This window comes from Marinobacterium sp. BA1 (genome assembly GCF_041155135.1).
GTDB classification, from domain to species: Bacteria; Pseudomonadota; Gammaproteobacteria; order Pseudomonadales; family Balneatricaceae; genus Marinobacterium; species Marinobacterium iners.
On record NZ_BAAFHC010000001.1, the window covers coordinates 3,483,206 to 3,501,035 of the forward strand.

A 17,830-nucleotide genomic window follows, 5' to 3' on the forward strand; every position below is an offset into this window, starting at 1 on the left:
GTTCTCATGCAGACATTGACGGTCGATCTTGGCGTCCGCAGTTATCCCATTTTTATCGGCCAGGGTCTATTGCAGCAAAACCTGCTGCTACCGTATGTCAAAGGCCGCCAGGTGATGGTGGTCAGCAATGAGACTGTTGCTCCGCTGTATCTTGACGCGTTATTGCAGCAGTTTCCGGGTAAACAGGTGGATAGCGTAATTCTGCCGGATGGTGAAGCATACAAGGATCTGCAGCATGTCAATCTGATCTTTGATGCGTTGCTCGAAAAACGGCATAACCGAACAACTACGCTGGTTGCGTTGGGCGGTGGTGTTGTGGGTGACATGACCGGTTTTGCGGCGGCAAGTTACCAGCGAGGCGTGAATTTTATCCAGGTGCCTACGACATTGCTGTCGCAGGTCGACTCGTCTGTTGGTGGCAAGACAGGCGTAAATCATCCACTTGGCAAAAACATGATCGGAGCTTTTCATCAGCCTCAGGCTGTGTTGGCGGCGACAAATGTACTCGGCAGTCTACCGGAGCGTGAACTATCTGCCGGTCTGGCGGAAGTGATCAAGTACGGTTTGATTCATGATGCCAAATTTCTCGATTGGTTGGAGTCCGCCATGCCAGCGCTGCGAGCACGTGATCCTGAAGCGCTCGCGTATGCCATCTATCGCTCATGTGAAATCAAGGCCGAGATTGTAGCGCAGGATGAGCGAGAGTCAGGTATCAGGGCGCTGCTGAATCTTGGCCACACCTTCGGCCATGCCATCGAAACCGATCAAGGGTACGGTAACTGGTTACACGGTGAAGCGGTAGGGGCCGGGATGCTGATGGCCGCCAACCTTTCAGCTCGCGAGGGTTGGATAGGCGAAGCAGAGCTTGCCCGTATCGAACGCCTTCTGACAGCGGCAGGGTTGCCTGTCGCACCACCCGAAACGATGAGCTGTGAGCGATTTATAGAGCTGATGGCGGTGGACAAAAAGGTGATCGATGGAAACTTGCGTCTTGTTCTGTTGCAGCAACTTGGACAGGGTGTCGTAACGGCTGACTTTGCTGCGAATAAACTTGAACAAACTCTGATCTGTGGCCAGTCACTGGGGCGGATCGGATAACAGGACAGGACGTCATGAGTATCCCGACCCATTACTACGAACCGGAATCTCGCCTGCAGCAGAGGGATAAGCTGCAACACTTGGTGCGCTTCTCCGATTTTGTCATGTTAATCATTGGTGAAAACGGTGTTGGTAAATCGGCCTTGCTTGAACAGCTTGTGCCTGATGATAACAGGACTTTGGGGCGTGCCGTCAGGCTACAGCTTGATGAAACAACTGATGTGACCAGTCTGCTGCAACAGTTGACGGGTGCTCTTGACTTTGAATCTGCAGCTGATAATCGACAGCGCCTGAAACAGATGCATGTGTTGGCGCGTCAACTGCGTGAAGATGGTTTGGCGTTGATCTTGTTGATAGACGATGCCGATTTTCTGACCAATAACGCACTTGAGCTGCTGGTGAACTTTGCTACCTTTGAAAAAGGGGTTCCGCCGCGGGTTCTGCTGACCGGTACTGCAGAGTTTGAAGAACGCTTTCGCGGGCTCGGGTTGGCTGAACAGCTGGAAAGCCACCTGCATGTGGAAAGGCTTGAACCGTTCACCCCGGATGAGTCGGCCGATTTTGTCGAGTCCCTGTTACCTGACGGCATTGATCTGGGGAAGCGACAGTTTGCAGCGCTGATTGAGCGCTCGCAGGGATACCCGGGGCGGTTGCGTGAGCAGGTAATTGAGCTGCTGCGTAGCGGCCGTTTGAAGTCTCCAGGCAGCAACCGGCTACCTCTGCCTCCCAAGCATATCAGTGCGGCCATTCTGGTGCTTCTACTGGTGTTTGGTGTCGCTGTCTGGCAGTACCTTCCTGATGAGGATAGTACTCCAGTGGTGGCGGAGAGAATTACGCTTCCCCTGCCTGTAAGGCCGGAGCCTCAGCCGCGCCTTGAGAATGCTCAGGAGTACCCGTCACCCGCTGCGCCGGATCGAGCATCAGAAAACACTGAATCAGTTACAGCAGTTGGCCCTGAAAGCCAAGTTGCGGCAATCGATGCAGAACAAGGTGGAGCTGATGTAAGTGTTGTCTCGGATGGATCGGCTGTATCCGAGCCCCCGGCTCTGACGGAGCCCAGGCCAGAGCCAAAACCGGAACCCAAGCCAGATCCAAAACCGAAACCCAAGCCAGATCCCAAGCCAGATCCCAAGCCAGAACCCAAGCCAGAGCCAAAACCAGAACCCAAGCCAGAGCCAAAACCAGAACCCAAGCCAGAGCCAAAACCACAAATCGTGGCTGAAACAGGTGGTGCGGCCAAGCAGTGGTTGAGAGAAGAGGAGTTGCTCGGTTGGCCGGAGCAGGGCTATACACTTCAAGTCATGGGTGCACGTGCTGAAACCAGTGTCAGAGACTTTATTCAGGCACAGGAACAGCCGCAGCGGTTCTATTATTTCCAGACGGTTTTCAAGGGTGCTCCCTGGCATGTAGTTGTATATGGTCAGTATGCTGACCGAGCGGCGGCAACCAACGCGGTGGCCAGCTTGCCGGAATCCCTGCGTAAACTCCGTCCCTGGGCGCGCTCGATTGCTGGAGTGAAAGCGGACATCCGCAAAAAATAATTCTGCAACAGGGTTGTATCCCTGCCCGGATTATGGGCGCACCAATTCGGGGCATGTAATGCAACTATTTTTGCTTTATTGCACCATCATGGTGCAATATTAGCAACAATTCTCTTGAGTCCGGCCTCTTCCATAGGTAGAATTGCTTCCCCTTTTTGCCCACAATTTGATCAGCGGGAGAAAGGAAGTTAGATAACTTCTTGATTTAAAAGAGTTTTAGCGAGGTCGGCGTATGAATAAAGGTCTTTATCGCCACGGGGAGTTCAAGGATAACTGTGGTTTCGGCCTAATGGCCCATATGCAGGGTCAGGCCAGCCATGATCTGTTGGACAAGGCGATCCAGGCACTGGCGTGCATGACACACCGCGGAGGTATTGCTGCTGATGGCAAAACCGGCGATGGTTGTGGACTGCTGATGCAGAAACCAGATGGTTTCCTGCGAACCGTTGCTGCCGAAGAGCTGGGCGTCGAGCTGGGCGAACACTATGCAGTGGGGATGGTCTTTCTGTCTCCCGAGGCGCAGCAGGCGTCTGTAGCCCGCGAGCAACTTGGCTCAGCGCTGCAGGCCGAAGGGTTGCAAGTGTTGAGCTGGAGACAAGTCCCCACCAATGACAGCTGTCTTGGTCCTATCGCTAAAGATACCCTTCCCCAGATCGAACAAGTTTTTATTCATCCCAACGGCAAAAGCCCGCGCGAGTTTGCAATCAGTCTTTTTACTGCTCGTCGCAAGGCTGAAATCGCGCTTTCCGATGATCCCGATTTTTACATCTGCAGCTTGTCTGACAAGGTGCTTTCCTATAAAGGACTGATGATGCCGGTCGACCTGCCGGTGTTTTATCAGGACTTGAACGACCCACGCCTCGAAACGGCTATCTGTACCTATCACCAGCGTTTCTCAACCAACACCGCACCACGCTGGCCGCTGGCGCAACCGTTCCGGTTCCTGGCTCACAATGGTGAAATCAATACCATTGATGGCAACCGTAATTGGGCTCGTGCACGCCGTACCAAGTTCTCGACCGAGATGCTGCCGAACATCGAAGAGCTGCAGCCGATCGTCAATACCACGGGCTCCGACTCGTCCAGCATGGACAATATGCTGGAGTTTCTGTTGGTGGGTGGTATGGATTTGTACCGAGCCGTGCGCATGATCGTTCCGCCTGCCTGGCAGAATGTTGAAACCATGGACTCTGACCTACGTGCCTTCTATGACTTCCACTCCATGCACATGGAGCCGTGGGATGGTCCGGCTGGTATGGTCATGACCGATGGCCGCTATGCGGTGTGTATGCTCGATCGTAACGGCCTGCGTCCGTCACGCTGGGTCATGACACGCGATGGTTACATCTGTACGGCATCTGAAATCGGTGTTTTCGATTACAAGCCGGAAGATATTGTGGCGCAGGGCCGTGTCGGACCCGGTCAGATCCTGTCGATCGATACCCAGACAGGTGAAGTGCTGCATACGAAGGATGTTGACAACAAACTCAAGTCTGCGCAGCCCTACAAACAGTGGCTGAAGGAAAATGCCATTCGCCTGGAGCAGACCATGAGCTTCCAGGAAGAGTCGCAGTCGTTCCGCGAAATGTCGCCGGAAGAAACCAAGCAGCACATGAAAATGTATCAGGTCACCTTTGAAGAGCGTGACCAGATCCTGCGCCCACTGGGTGAGACCGGAATGGAAGCGGTTGGCTCCATGGGTGATGATAAGCCCATGGCCGTGCTGTCCAGCCGTATTCGTTCGCCTTATGACTACTTCCGTCAGCAATTTGCTCAGGTAACCAACCCGCCGATTGACCCTCTGCGTGAGGCGATCGTGATGTCGCTGGAGACATGTATAGGTGCTGAGCAGAACGTGTTCGAAGAAACACCCGAACATGCGCGTCGCCTGATTTTGACGACCCCGGTGTTGTCGGCGAGCAAGTTCCAGTTCATGCGCAAGTGCAAGCTGGATGGATTCGATTCGCTTGACCTGGATCTGCAGTATGATCCCGAGATCGGGCTTGAGCAGGCGTTGCGTGACCTGTGCGCCAAGGCCGAGGATGCCGCTCGCAACGGTGTCACACTGCTGGTACTGACCGATGCCTACCTGCAGCGCGGCCAGCTTCCGATTCATGCCGCTATGGCAACCGGTGCAGTGCATCACCACCTGGTCGAAAAAGGCTTGCGTTGCGAAACCAACCTTATTGTTGAGACCGGTACCGCACGTGACCCGCATCACTTTGCTGTACTGTTCGGTTTCGGTGCGACGGCGGTATATCCGTACCTGGCGTACCGCGTGCTGAACGATCTTTGTCGCACCGGTGAGCTGCCGCTGGAGCCGCTGCAGGCACATGAAAACTACCGCAAGGGTATTAACAAGGGTCTGTTGAAGATCCTGTCCAAGATGGGTATCTCCACCATCGCTTCTTACCGCGGTGCTCAGCTGTTTGAAGCCGTTGGTCTGTCCAGCGAAGTGGTCGATCTCTGTTTCCGTGGTGTGTGTAGCCGAATTGAAGGTGCTCGCTTCACGCACTTCCAGCAGGAGCAGGCGCTGTTGGCGCAGGAAGCCTGGAGTGCGCGTAAGCCGATTCAGCAGGGTGGTCTGCTCAAGTATGTCCATGGTGCCGAGTACCACGCCTACAACCCGGATGTGGTCAAAACCATCCATGAAGCGGTTACCACCGGTGACAAACATGCTTATGCACGTTACGCAGAACTGGTAAACCAGCGTGGTGTTGCGACCCTGCGTGACCTGTTGGGCCTGAAGAAAGACCTGAAGCCCATCCCGCTGGATCAGGTCGAGCCAATCGAAAACATTTTCCCGCGCTTTGACAGTGCAGCCATGTCTCTGGGCGCACTGTCGCCGGAAGCGCATGAAGCGCTGGCGGTGGCGATGAACGAGCTGGGCGGTCGCTCCAACTCCGGCGAAGGCGGTGAAGACCCTGCTCGTCATGGCACCAACAAGCGCTCCAAAATCAAGCAGGTCGCATCCGGCCGTTTCGGTGTTACGCCGGAATATCTGATGAGCGCCGACGTGATGCAGATCAAGGTGGCTCAGGGTGCCAAGCCAGGTGAAGGTGGGCAGCTGCCGGGTGGCAAGGTGAATGCCTTGATCGCGCGCCTGCGCTACTCCGTACCGGGCGTGACACTGATTTCTCCGCCTCCGCACCATGATATTTACTCGATCGAGGATCTGGCACAGCTGATCTTCGATCTGAAGCAGATCAATCCGGAAGGGCTGGTTTCCGTCAAGCTGGTCTCCCGTCCGGGTGTAGGCACTATCGCCTGCGGTGTGGCCAAGGCCTATGCCGACCTGATTACCATCTCCGGCTACGATGGCGGTACGGCGGCATCCCCGCTGACCTCCATTCATTACGCGGGATCGCCCTGGGAGCTTGGCCTGGCCGATGCACAACAGGCACTGCGTGCTAACCACCTGCGTGGCAAGATCCGCTTGCAAACAGATGGTGGCCTTAAAACCGGCCTGGATGTGATCAAGGCCGCTATTCTGGGTGCGGAGAGCTTCGGTTTCGGTACCATGCCGATGGTCGCGCTGGGCTGTAAATATCTGCGTATCTGTCATTTGAACAACTGTGCGACTGGTGTCGCCACCCAGCGCAAGGATCTGCGGGACGAGCATTTCCGTGGCACCGTCGAGATGGTCAAAAACTTCTTCCGTTTTGTGGCGGAAGAGACTCGTCAGCTGATGGCTCAAGTTGGTGTGCGCAGCTTTGATGAATTGATCGGCCGTGTCGATCTGCTGGAAATTCTGCCGGGCGTGACCGACAAGCAGAATCATCTGGATCTGGGGCCCATCATCGGTACAGCCGGTGTGCCGGTCGAGTATCCACACACCTGTCAGCAGGCACGTAACGAGCCCTATGATCCGGGCAGCCTGAACACGCACATGCTGGAGTTGGCGCAGCAGGCGATTGAGAGTAAATCTGGCGGTGAGTGGACACTTCAGATCACCAACTGTGATCGCTCGGTAGGTGCGCGTACCTCCGGCCAGATTGCTCGTCATCACAGCAATCTGGGCATGGAAGACAAACCAGTCGTGTTCCGCTTCCGTGGTCATGCCGGCCAGTCCTTCGGCGTCTGGAACGCCGGTGGCCAGCATCTGTTGCTGGAAGGCGATGCCAACGACTACGTCGGCAAGGGTATGGCTGGTGGCAAGGTGGTAGTGCGTCCGTTTGCTGAAGCCACGTTCAAGTCCCAGGATACCGCCATTCTTGGCAACACCTGTCTGTATGGTGCAACGGGCGGCAAGCTGTTCGCGGCGGGCCGTGCCGGTGAGCGTTTCGGTGTGCGCAACTCCGGTTGTCATGCCGTAATTGAAGGTGCCGGTGATCACTGCTGTGAGTACATGACCGGGGGGATGGTGACGGTGCTGGGCGAGACCGGCTACAACTTCGGTGCCGGCATGACTGGCGGCTTCGCGTATGTACTGGATCGTGACAATACCTTTGTTGATAAGTACAACCACGAGCTGGTGGATATCCACCGGATTGCGACCGAGCAGATGGAGTCCTACAAGAACCACCTGCGGTCGGTAATTGAGGAGTTCACGGCTGAAACCGGCAGTGCTTGGGGTCAGGAGATTCTGGATAACTTCTATGACTATTGCGGCAAGTTCTGGCTGGTCAAGCCCAAGGCTGCAAGTCTGAATGATCTCCTGAACACAGTGCGTGTGCGTCCCGAGTAAGCACAGAGAAAGACTAACTGCGGTACCTGCCCCAGCGGCGGGTATCGGACGAGGTGGTAAAATGACTGACCGTCTGAAGAACGATTTTCAGTTTATTGACGTTGGCCGTCAGGGGCCGGAAAAAGTGCTGGCCGGTATTCGCAAACAGCAGTTTGCCGAGATTTATGAACCGTTCCAGCCCAAGGATGCCTCTTCCCAGGCGCACCGCTGCCTTGAGTGTGGCAACCCCTATTGTGAATGGAAGTGCCCGGTGCACAACTTTATCCCCAACTGGCTGAAGCTGGTGACCGAGGGGAACATCATGGAAGCGGTAGAGTTGAGTCATCAGACCAACTCGCTGCCGGAAGTGTGTGGCCGTGTATGTCCGCAGGACCGCCTGTGTGAAGGTGCCTGTACGCTGAATGACGGCTTTGGTGCCGTCACAATCGGCTCGGTAGAAAAATACATCACCGATACCGCCTTCGCCATGGGCTGGAAGCCTGACATGTCCAATGTCGAGTGGACCGACAAGAAGGTTGCCGTGATCGGTGCAGGCCCTGCCGGTATTGGCTGTGCCGACGTTCTGGTCCGTAACGGCGTTAAGCCGGTCGTGTTTGACCGCTACCCCGAGATTGGCGGCCTGCTGACCTTCGGTATTCCAGAGTTCAAGCTGGAAAAAAGTGTCATGAGCCGTCGCCGCCAGATCTTTGAAGAGATGGGTGTCGAGTTTCGCCTCAACACCGAGGTAGGGAAGGAGGTGACCATGCAGCAGCTGATGGATGAGTACGACGCTGTTTTCATGGGTATGGGCACCTACACCTACATGAAAGGCGGTTTCCCCGGTGAGGATCTGGACGGTGTGCATGACGCGCTGCCGTTCCTGATCTCCAATGTGAATCACTGCCTTGGCTATGAGCAGGACCCGTCTGAATACATCAGTGTCAAGGGTCAGAAAGTGGTTGTGCTGGGTGGTGGTGATACCGCCATGGACTGTAACCGTACCTCTATCCGCCAGGGGGCCGAATCGGTCATCTGCGCCTACCGTCGTGACGAAGAGAACATGCCGGGCTCCAAGCGCGAAGTGGAAAATGCGCGCGAAGAGGGCGTCAAGTTCCTGTTCAACCGTCAGCCGGTTGAGGTCGTGGGCGAAAACGGCAAGGTTGTAGGCGTTAAAGTTGTGGCAACCCAGATGGGTGAGCCTGACGAAAACGGTCGTCGCCGCGCTGAAGTGGTACCGGGCTCTGAAGAAGTCCTGCCTGCTGATGCTGTGCTGGTTGCCTTCGGTTTCCGTCCGAGCCCGGCGCCCTGGTTTGCGGACTTCAGTATCGATCTGCACGAAGACGGTCGTATCAAAACAGTGGCTCAGCCGCAGGAAGTGGGTCGCTTCGCATTCCAGACCAGCAATGCCAAGGTGTTCGCCGGTGGTGACATGGTGCGAGGTTCTGACCTGGTCGTGACCGCGATTGATGAAGGCCGCAAGGCCGCCGAAGGTATTCTGGACTTCTTGGAGGTCTGATTATCTGACCTGCCACCCGTTGTTGGGTGGTGAGAGCATAAAAAAACCGGATGCTGTGATGGCATCCGGTTTTTTGCTTTTGTACCACAGGACAATAGAGAACTGTCGAACACAGACCTAGAGTAGGGTAATCGAAACTGGGTTTTAGTGGGGTATTGTCATGAGTACGGTGATAGGCAGTGTCAACGCCTTGGCAGGCAAGGTTGTAGCGGTTGATGCAAACGGCAATGAGCGGCTGTTAGCGCTTGGTGACGCGATTCTGGAAGGCGACCTGATCAGGCCTGCTCCGGATGCGCGGATTGAAATTGCTATCGACGGCATGGGTGACCCGATCGTGCTGGAAGGTAGCCAGAATTGGTTGGCTACAGCAGATACCTTCAGCCCGTCCCAAAACTATCCAGTTGACGAGTCAATTGCATCTGTTGATGCTATTCAGGCTGCCATTTTGGCTGGCCAGGACCCGACAGAAGTGCTTGAGCCTACGGCTGCTGGTGCGCCGGCTGCGGGTGGAACTGACGGTAATGAAGGGGCTGATTTTGTACAGCTGAGCAGGACTGCAGGTGAAACGACACCTGAAGCCGGGTACGAAACAATCGGGTTGAACTCTGATGTTTTGGAGCCTACAGAAGAGCCAGGCATTCTGCTTGCCGATGATGAGCCTCTTCCAGAGCCGGAACCAGAGCCTGAGCCGGAACCAGAGCCGGAGCCGGAGCCGGAGCCGGAGCCGGAGCCGGAACCAGAGCCCGAGCCGGAACCAGAGCCTGAGCCGGAACCAGAGCCTGAGCCTGAGCCTGAGCCTGAGCCGGAACCTGAGCCTGAGCCTGAGCCTACAGTTGTTGAGTTGAGACTGTTCGCTGTTGTTGATGGTGAGTATGTAGCAGCGAATACAATTTATGAGCCAGGATACATTGGGGGACTTCCTATTGATCAGTTGCCGGGAGAGGGTAATGGCGACTCTGTGCAGCCTTCTTTTGAATTCCCAACAACGGGTCAGTATGTAGTACTCGCGTTTGACAGTAACGGAAACCAGTTAGCTATACAGCCTGGCGGCCAAGTCACAGTTAATATTGGCAATGTAGGCGATACTGCCTCGGCAGGGGATGATTACTCACCGTTTGGTGGGCAATCTGTGACAGTAGGTCAAGTGTTTGAGATTGATGCGCTGGATGATGCACTTGCTGACAACAATGAGACATTCAGTCTGATTTTGGGTGGCGATTGGACAAACCCCCAGGGCTATGACCTTGTTAACTACAGCTCTGATCAAGTAGTTACCACTATTGTCGATGAAACAGAGAACGATACCTCTGAACTCCCGGGGACTTTCGACAACGATGTTGCCTACACCTTCCAGCTGTTTGGTCTGGATGCTGCAGGCAACTACGTATCCGCTAACAGCATCAATGAAGAAGGCGAGACCAGCGCGCAGTACATTGTACTGGCGGTGGATGGCAGCGGCACCCCACTGGCTGATGGCGATCAGCCGAGCGGTACCGTAGAAGTCAGCTTCACCAACAACGGCACTACCACGGATGACGACTACACCGTGGCCGGCACCACCGTCACAGTGGGTACCGCGTTCAGCAGCACGGCCGTGGATGATGTGTTTGCCGACAACGGCGAGACCTTCACCGTAGGGCTGGTGGGCAACTACAGCAACGCCGGTGACTACGAAGCGATCGAGTACAACAGCGACACCGTCACCACCACCATTGTCGACGAGACCGCTAACGACGATCCGCAGGACCCACCGACATACGAAGACAACGACGTTGCATACACCTTCCAGCTGTTTGGTCTGGATGCTGCAGGCAACTACGTATCCGCTAACAGCATCAATGAAGAAGGCGAGACCAGCGCGCAGTACATTGTACTGGCGGTGGATGGCAGCGGCACCCCACTGGCTGATGGCGATCAGCCGAGCGGTACCGTAGAAGTCAGCTTCACCAACAACGGCACTACCACGGATGACGACTACACCGTGGCCGGCACCACCGTCACAGTGGGTACCGCGTTCAGCAGCACGGCCGTGGATGATGTGTTTGCCGACAACGGCGAAACCTTCACCGTAGGGCTGGTGGGCAACTACAGCAACGCCGGTGACTACGAAGCGATCGAGTACAACAGCGACACCGTCACCACCACCATTGTCGACGAGACCGCTAACGACGATCCGCAGGACCCACCGACATACGAAGACAACGACGTTGCATACACCTTCCAGCTGTTTGGTCTGGATGCTGCAGGTAACTACGTATCCGCTAACAGCATCAATGAAGAAGGCGAGACCAGCGCGCAGTACATTGTACTGGCGGTGGATGGCAGCGGCACCCCACTGGCTGATGGCGATCAGCCGAGCGGTACCGTAGAAGTCAGCTTCACCAACAACGGCACTACCACGGATGACGACTACACCGTGGCCGGCACCACCGTCACAGTGGGTGCCGCGTTCAGCAGCACGGCCGTGGATGATGTGTTTGCCGACAACGGCGAAACCTTCACCGTAGGGCTGGTGGGCAACTACAGCAACGCCGGTGACTACGAAGCGATCGAGTACAACAGCGACACCGTCACCACCACCATTGTCGACGAGACCGCTAACGACGATCCGCAGGACCCACCGACATACGAAGACAACGACGTTGCATACACCTTCCAGCTGTTTGGTCTGGATGCTGCAGGTAACTACGTATCCGCTAACAGCATCAATGAAGAAGGCGAGACCAGCGCGCAGTACATTGTACTGGCGGTGGATGGCAGCGGCACCCCACTGGCTGATGGCGATCAGCCGAGCGGTACCGTAGAAGTCAGCTTCACCAACAACGGCACTACCACGGATGACGACTACACCGTGGCCGGCACCACCGTCACAGTGGGTACCGCGTTCAGCAGCACGGCCGTGGATGATGTGTTTGCCGACAACGGCGAAACCTTCACCGTAGGGCTGGTGGGCAACTACAGCAACGCCGGTGACTACGAAGCGATCGAGTACAACAGCGACACCGTCACTACCACCATCACCGATAATGATGTTACGGATTACACTCTGCGAGTTTCTGAAGAAGGGCTGCAGGACGGGAATGCCGACACCGATGACTTTGATGGTGACAGCAACACCCAGTTCGACACAACCGATGCCGTTACATCGAGTGTGGTAACCAACTTCAGCTCAGCGCAGGACATCAGTCTGACAGCCCCTGTTTCTGGGAATCTGACCTGGTCTGTCAGCAATGACGGTAAAACGCTGATTGGATCTGACGGATCAGTTGAGGTGGTTGAAGTGAATGCCGTTGCAGACAGCAGCGGTTTCTGGAAACTGGAAACTACACTCAAGTCAGCTGCTGATCACGGTGATGATGGCAATATTGAAAGTGAGTTGAGCTTTGATATTGGCGTAACTGCGGGAACTCAGCCCAGTACAACCCTCACACTCATCATTGAAGACGACAGTGCTCTGGCTGATGATGATGTGGATACTGTGGATGAAAACACCGGTGTGGCCTCAGGCAATGTGCTGAGCAATGATTCAGTGGGAGCTGATGGTGGAACACTTACCGAAATCAGTACTGGCTCCGGTAGTGATCAGGTGGTTAAACCTGTTGCCGCGGCGCAAGTCACCATCGACGGTCAATATGGTAGCCTGACGATCGATGCGGATGGCGAGTACACCTACACGTATGCACCAGTAGAAGGCGACATGGGTGCCATATCAGTGTCGGCCTACCAGCTGGGCGAATCTTTCCTGACTGATAGCGGGAAGTTTGACGGTTCCTCAACCGGTACGGTTTCAACCTCTGGCGATTTCTACGGCGTGGCCAGCCCAGGGCTGGGGCTGCCTGTTGCAGGGCAGATCAATACCTCTGGGCATCAAACTGAAGCATTGGCATTTGGCTTCAATGGCCAGACTGTGACTTCTGCCACGGTTAGTGTGTCTAACTTGTTCAGTACTGAAAGCGGCGGTGAAGGCGCACGGTGGTACGCTTTCAATGCAAGTGGTGATTTGGTTGCAAGCGGCATTATAAGCAACGACAGTGGTAGTGACCCCTATGCGGACTCCACTGATGGAGTTGTTTGGCAGAACAACAATCAGGCCACGTTCACAATTTCTGACATCGGCGGTTTCAGTACGCTTGTCTTCGATACTGTACCTTATGGTCAGGATGGACATGCCTCAAACGATGATTCAGATTATTTCGTCAAAATTGATGGCTATGAAGTATCGCCCACTGAAACAGGGCAATATGAAGATGTCTTCACATATACATTGACTGACAGTGATGGCGATGAGGTGACTGCCACGCTGACCATCGATGGTGATGCCGTAACCGGACAGGCACAGCCCTATATTGCCCCTGTTGCAGTCGATAACAATGAAGAGGTGGGCGAAGACCAAACCGTCGAAGGCAATGTGATCATTGACGACGACGACAATGGTGGTGCGCAGACTGGGCGTGACTGGGATGCGGATACTCCTGTGATTGATCTTGCCGTTAACACCATAGCTCCTGCAGACAGCAATGGTCAGGCAACCCAGATTAACGGCGACACAGTGATCACGACTGACTACGGTACGCTGACAATCCGGGCCGATGGGTCATATGAGTATATTGCCAACGGTGCGGCTACTCAGGCTTTGGATGAGGGGGATACGGCAGAAGATATCTTCAACTACACACTGCTGGATCCAAACGGCAACGTATCCGATCCAGCCAAACTGGTCATCACCATCAATGGTGCGAAGGAGCCCGGCTTTACCTTCCAGATATTCGCATCGGATGCGCAGGGCGTACCGTTGACTGATACTGATGGTAATTACATCACCCAGACTCAGATCGAAGAGGAAAACGAAACCAGCGCCTATTACGTGGTTCTCGCTGTTGATGAAAATGGCGATCCGCTGGACTCCGGTGACCAGCCGAGTGGTACCGTGGAAGTCAGCTTCCAAAACAACGGCACCACCAGTACCGACGACTACACAACGGCTGATGTCGTTAACAGCACTGTTGCGGTAGGTTCTGTCTTCAGCAGCACCGCCGTAGATGACGCAGTGTCAGACAATGGTGAGACATTCACTGTTGGTTTGGTGGGCAACTACAGTAATGCAGGTAACTACCAGTCGATCGAGTACAACAGTGATACCGTCACCACTACTATCATCGATGACTCCGACAGCCCTGTTGCCTCTGCCGAAGACATTTCTGTCGACGAAGACCAGTTGAGCGGCGGTAATCCAGGCGGTATTGATGACCTGGAAACTCCGGTCATTGAAGGTAATCTCCTCTTCAATTTGGGTAATGATATCCCGGTTCAGAGCATCACTCTGAGCACTGCTGGCGATACCACCTCCTTCGTTACGCTTGATGGTGAGTCTGTTGAAACCTTCTGGGATGCATCCAGCAATACGCTGATTGGTTATGTGGCGGGTGGCAGTGCCACCGAAGCGTCGGATCAGGTATTCACAATTGCTGTGTCGAATGTCACCAACGGTTCAGCAACGTACTCGGTTACTTTGTTGCAGCCTTTGCAGCATCACGAGCCTGAAAGTGCTGATAATGTTGAAGGTGGTGATCTGGTATTGCCAATCAATGTGTCTGTACTGGACTCGGATGGTTCGGAGGCTCTCGCTTCCTTTAACCTGACCATTGATGATGATACTCCGGAGTTGGGTAATTTCATTACTTTGGAAGTGGATAACGAAGCTGGTGCCAGCGATAGTGCGACCAATGCCGGTTTCCTGCCGGGTGCCGATGGCTGGGGTGACGTTACTCTGAGTGGCCCTGCGCTTGAGGGTATTACCTATACCAGCAATACACAGGCCGATGGCACGGTTGTGTTGACTGCAAATGATGGCCAGGATGATGTTTTCACCCTGACGCTGGGACTGGATGGCAACTACAGTTTCACACTGTTGAAAGCGGAAGCCGGGACAGTCGAATCCGATGTGACCTTCGGGTCAACTAACGCGGGTAGCCCGACTGTGGGATATCAGTTTGGAGATGTATATGCCACTCCGACTGGAACGAATGATGAGGTCAACCCAAGCACCACCGGTCTGTCGGGTGATGCCAACAGCCTGGCCCCGGGTGAGGCAATCACGTTTACCTTCAGTTCACCTCAAACAGAGGTAGACCAGGTTCTGTTCGGCCTCCATGCACCACAAGGAGGTACATTCAACTACACCATTTATGATGGCAACACTGTGGTCGCAACAGGTTCTGTTGAGGCTGTCGATGAACAGTTGAACATTCTGACGCCTGATGACTTTACGGCCATTCAGCTTACAGTTGCGGATAGCCCGGCGGCGCTGAAAATCACCAGTATGCAAACCGTCGATCTGATTGCAGCACCAGGACAGGAGCTTGAGTTTGCTGTTGAAGCCGCCGATGGCGATGGTGACAAGGTATCCGGTGATATCAGTGTTGCGATTGCAGGGGGTGAAGCGACTCCGCCAGTTGAAATCAATACCGCTCCAAGTGCATCTGATAGCAGTGCCAGCACTGATGATACCGATGCCGCAGGTAGCGCAGTTGATACAGATACCGGAACAATGAACTTTGCTGACTTCAGTAATGTTTCCTTCGCATACGATGGAGGCTTGGGTTCGGCAACTCAAACATCCAATGCTGGAATGACTTCCTTCTCCGCTACGGATGGTTCATGGAGTCTGGAAATCAATGAATCAACAGGCGCTTACACCTTTACTCAGTATGCACCATACCAGCATGATGACGGTCAGGATGCGGCGACAGGTACGATAACCGTTAACCTGGAAGACAGTGATGGTGATGAGGGTGGAGCCACACTGACGCTTACCATCAATGATGCAGGTGTGACAGCCGTCAATGATCAGGCCGCCACCACCGAAGGTGGAACAGTCACAGGTAAGGAAAACCTTGCGTTTATCATTGATACATCAGGCAGTATGGCTTGGAGCTCCAGTGAGCCCGGAAGCAGCCGACTGGATATGGCAAAACAAGCGATATCCGATCTGTTCAACTCGGGTAATGTAAACGCGGTCTACTTAATAGCATTCTCCAGCGGTGCAGAGTCATTGGGTACGGGCCAGTGGTACACGGATCTGAATGCTGCGATGTCCGTCGTCAATGGACTGTCGGCGAATGGTTCAACTGACTATGATGCTGCGCTTGCTGAAGCGATGTCTTCTCTGGCAGGCAATCCGCCACCGCCGGGAGGAAGCTCAAATAAAGTGGTGTTCCTGACTGACGGGGAGCCCAATGAAACAAATGGCACCGGGTCGACAGGTATCGATGAAGGCGATACCAACAACCCGGGCTTTGGTGGCTTGGGTGAGGAGTCCTACTGGATCCAGTTCCTGGCCGACAATGGTTATGACGACGCCTACGCGATCGGGTTTGGTGGTATAGGGCAGAATGAAATTGATGAGCTTGAGCCTATCGGCGTTGACGTGGGTGCAGGTGAAACTGCCGATACATACGAAGGCGGTACCGTAGCTGACGATGATCATGTCATTATCGTGGCGAACGGCGAGTCTCTTTCTGCAGGCGTTGCGCAAACCATAGATCCGGACCCGGTTACGGGTAATGTACTGGACAATGATTCTGGCGTTGATGTTCCGCTGACACTGGCGAGTGTATCGTACGGCGGGCAGGATTATGTCTTTGCTGACAACAATGGAGCCCCTGTCAGTTTTACCCTGAGTTCGGGCGGTATTGATTTCGGTGAAGTGGAAATCAGCAGTGATGGCAGCTACACGTATGAGCTGAACAGTGACGCCGATATCGCATCCCTGTTGTCTGCTGAAGTGACCTATGTTGCTCAGGATAATGATGGCGACAGTGACTCTGCCACCTTAACTCTGCAAGCTGCTCCACGCGTCGAGGTCAGCTCCATTAGCGCTGATAGTGGCACGATGGTCAGTGAAGATGGCGAAACATCGAAAACCTTCACCGTTAACCTTGAGTCAGGGCCTTTGGCGGCACAAACCTTTGCGGTTTCGCTGGGAGCACTGGCTACTGGTGACGCAACGCTCAGTGTCAATGGCGCAAATTATGACGCCAATACGGGCATTATCACTGTAGCGGCTGGTGTATCGAGCTTTGGCATCGTTGTTTCAGCTGTGGATGATACGGCGATTGAAGGCACAGAATACAGCACGCTTGCAATCGGTGGTCAGAGCATCGATATCTCGATAGAAGACAATGACAGCTACAACGTTATCAACGCGACGTCGGCAAATGACTCGCTGTCTGGCTTGGTTGGTGGCGATGAGTTTGTCTGGCAGTTGTCGGATGTTGCGAATACAGGAACACCGGAAGCACCGGAGTTTCTGCAGGATGTTTCTCTTGGAGATGACGACAACAGGGATGATGCTGCGGAGTCAGGCTCCTTCATCGTGGCCGATGGGGAAACGGTTACCGTAGACTTTACATTCTCGGCTCAAGATCTGAACGGAAGAAATGATGAGTTCTCGTGGCGTCTTGAACATCGTGATTGGAGGGGATGGGAAAATTACGATAGTCGCCGCGAGTTCGATGAGAATGATGCTGACGGCTCAGGCAATATTGATAGCCTGACTCAGTCCGTGACAATTACTGAGCCTGGTGAGTATCGCTTGGAGTTCGACACTGAACATGGCGCGGATGCTCAAATCACCAATATCAGCGTGACGCGTACTCCTGATGAAAACACCGATACAGTCTACAATTTTGATGCGACAGAGGACGTATTGAATATTGGCGATCTGTTGGGAGGAAGTGCCAGCCTGTCACTGAACTTTGACAATGGCTACGCTCAGCTGGTTGTGACTGATGCCGGTGGTGACAGCACTGATCAGATCATTAACCTCAACGGCGTCAGCCAGTCCAGTCTGCAAAACGCACTGTCTCTGGGTTCAGGAGCAGATGCCAATCAGATATTGAGTGAGCTGGTAAACCAGAATGTGATTACGGATAACTGATCGTAATGGAACCGATCACCACCTGTTAAACAGGTGGTGGTTTAACGATAACAGCCGCCTCAAGCATTTCC

General features: G+C 54.3%; 5 protein-coding genes. All 5 read left to right on the forward strand.

The window, feature by feature from the left end; all coding sequences use genetic code 11:
• Positions 1–6: 6 nt before the first annotated feature.
• On the forward strand, positions 7–1,098 hold the full coding sequence (gene aroB, locus ACAM29_RS16935; protein ID WP_369624827.1) for a 3-dehydroquinate synthase: 1,092 nt from the start codon (positions 7–9) through the stop codon (positions 1,096–1,098).
• A gap of 14 nt (positions 1,099–1,112) precedes the next feature.
• Complete coding sequence (locus tag ACAM29_RS16940) at positions 1,113–2,639, forward strand: SPOR domain-containing protein (protein WP_369624828.1); 1,527 nt, start codon at positions 1,113–1,115, stop codon at positions 2,637–2,639.
• 232 nt (positions 2,640–2,871) lie between these two features.
• The gene (gene gltB / locus ACAM29_RS16945; protein WP_369624829.1) at positions 2,872–7,326 is read left to right on the forward strand and encodes a glutamate synthase large subunit; all 4,455 of its coding nucleotides are present in this window, start codon (positions 2,872–2,874) and stop codon (positions 7,324–7,326) included.
• A gap of 61 nt (positions 7,327–7,387) precedes the next feature.
• Positions 7,388–8,821, forward strand: a complete 1,434-nt coding sequence (locus ACAM29_RS16950) for an FAD-dependent oxidoreductase (RefSeq protein ID WP_369624830.1) — start codon at positions 7,388–7,390, stop codon at positions 8,819–8,821.
• Between the two features lie 160 nt (positions 8,822–8,981).
• Positions 8,982–17,759: a retention module-containing protein gene (locus ACAM29_RS16955; RefSeq protein WP_369624831.1), complete on the forward strand. Its 8,778-nt coding sequence runs from the start codon at positions 8,982–8,984 to the stop codon at positions 17,757–17,759.
• Positions 17,760–17,830: the final 71 nt, after the last annotated feature.

What these genes read in the sequence shown, in the direction of transcription:
- ACAM29_RS16955 (WP_369624831.1), top strand. Translation starts at nt 8,982, where the DNA reads ATGAGTACGGTGATAGGCAGTGTCAACGCCTTGGCAGGCAAGGTTGTA.
- gltB (WP_369624829.1), top strand. Translation starts at nt 2,872, where the DNA reads ATGAATAAAGGTCTTTATCGCCACGGGGAGTTCAAGGATAACTGTGGT.
- aroB (WP_369624827.1), top strand. Translation starts at nt 7, where the DNA reads ATGCAGACATTGACGGTCGATCTTGGCGTCCGCAGTTATCCCATTTTT.
- ACAM29_RS16940 (WP_369624828.1), top strand. Translation starts at nt 1,113, where the DNA reads ATGAGTATCCCGACCCATTACTACGAACCGGAATCTCGCCTGCAGCAG.
- ACAM29_RS16950 (WP_369624830.1), top strand. Translation starts at nt 7,388, where the DNA reads ATGACTGACCGTCTGAAGAACGATTTTCAGTTTATTGACGTTGGCCGT.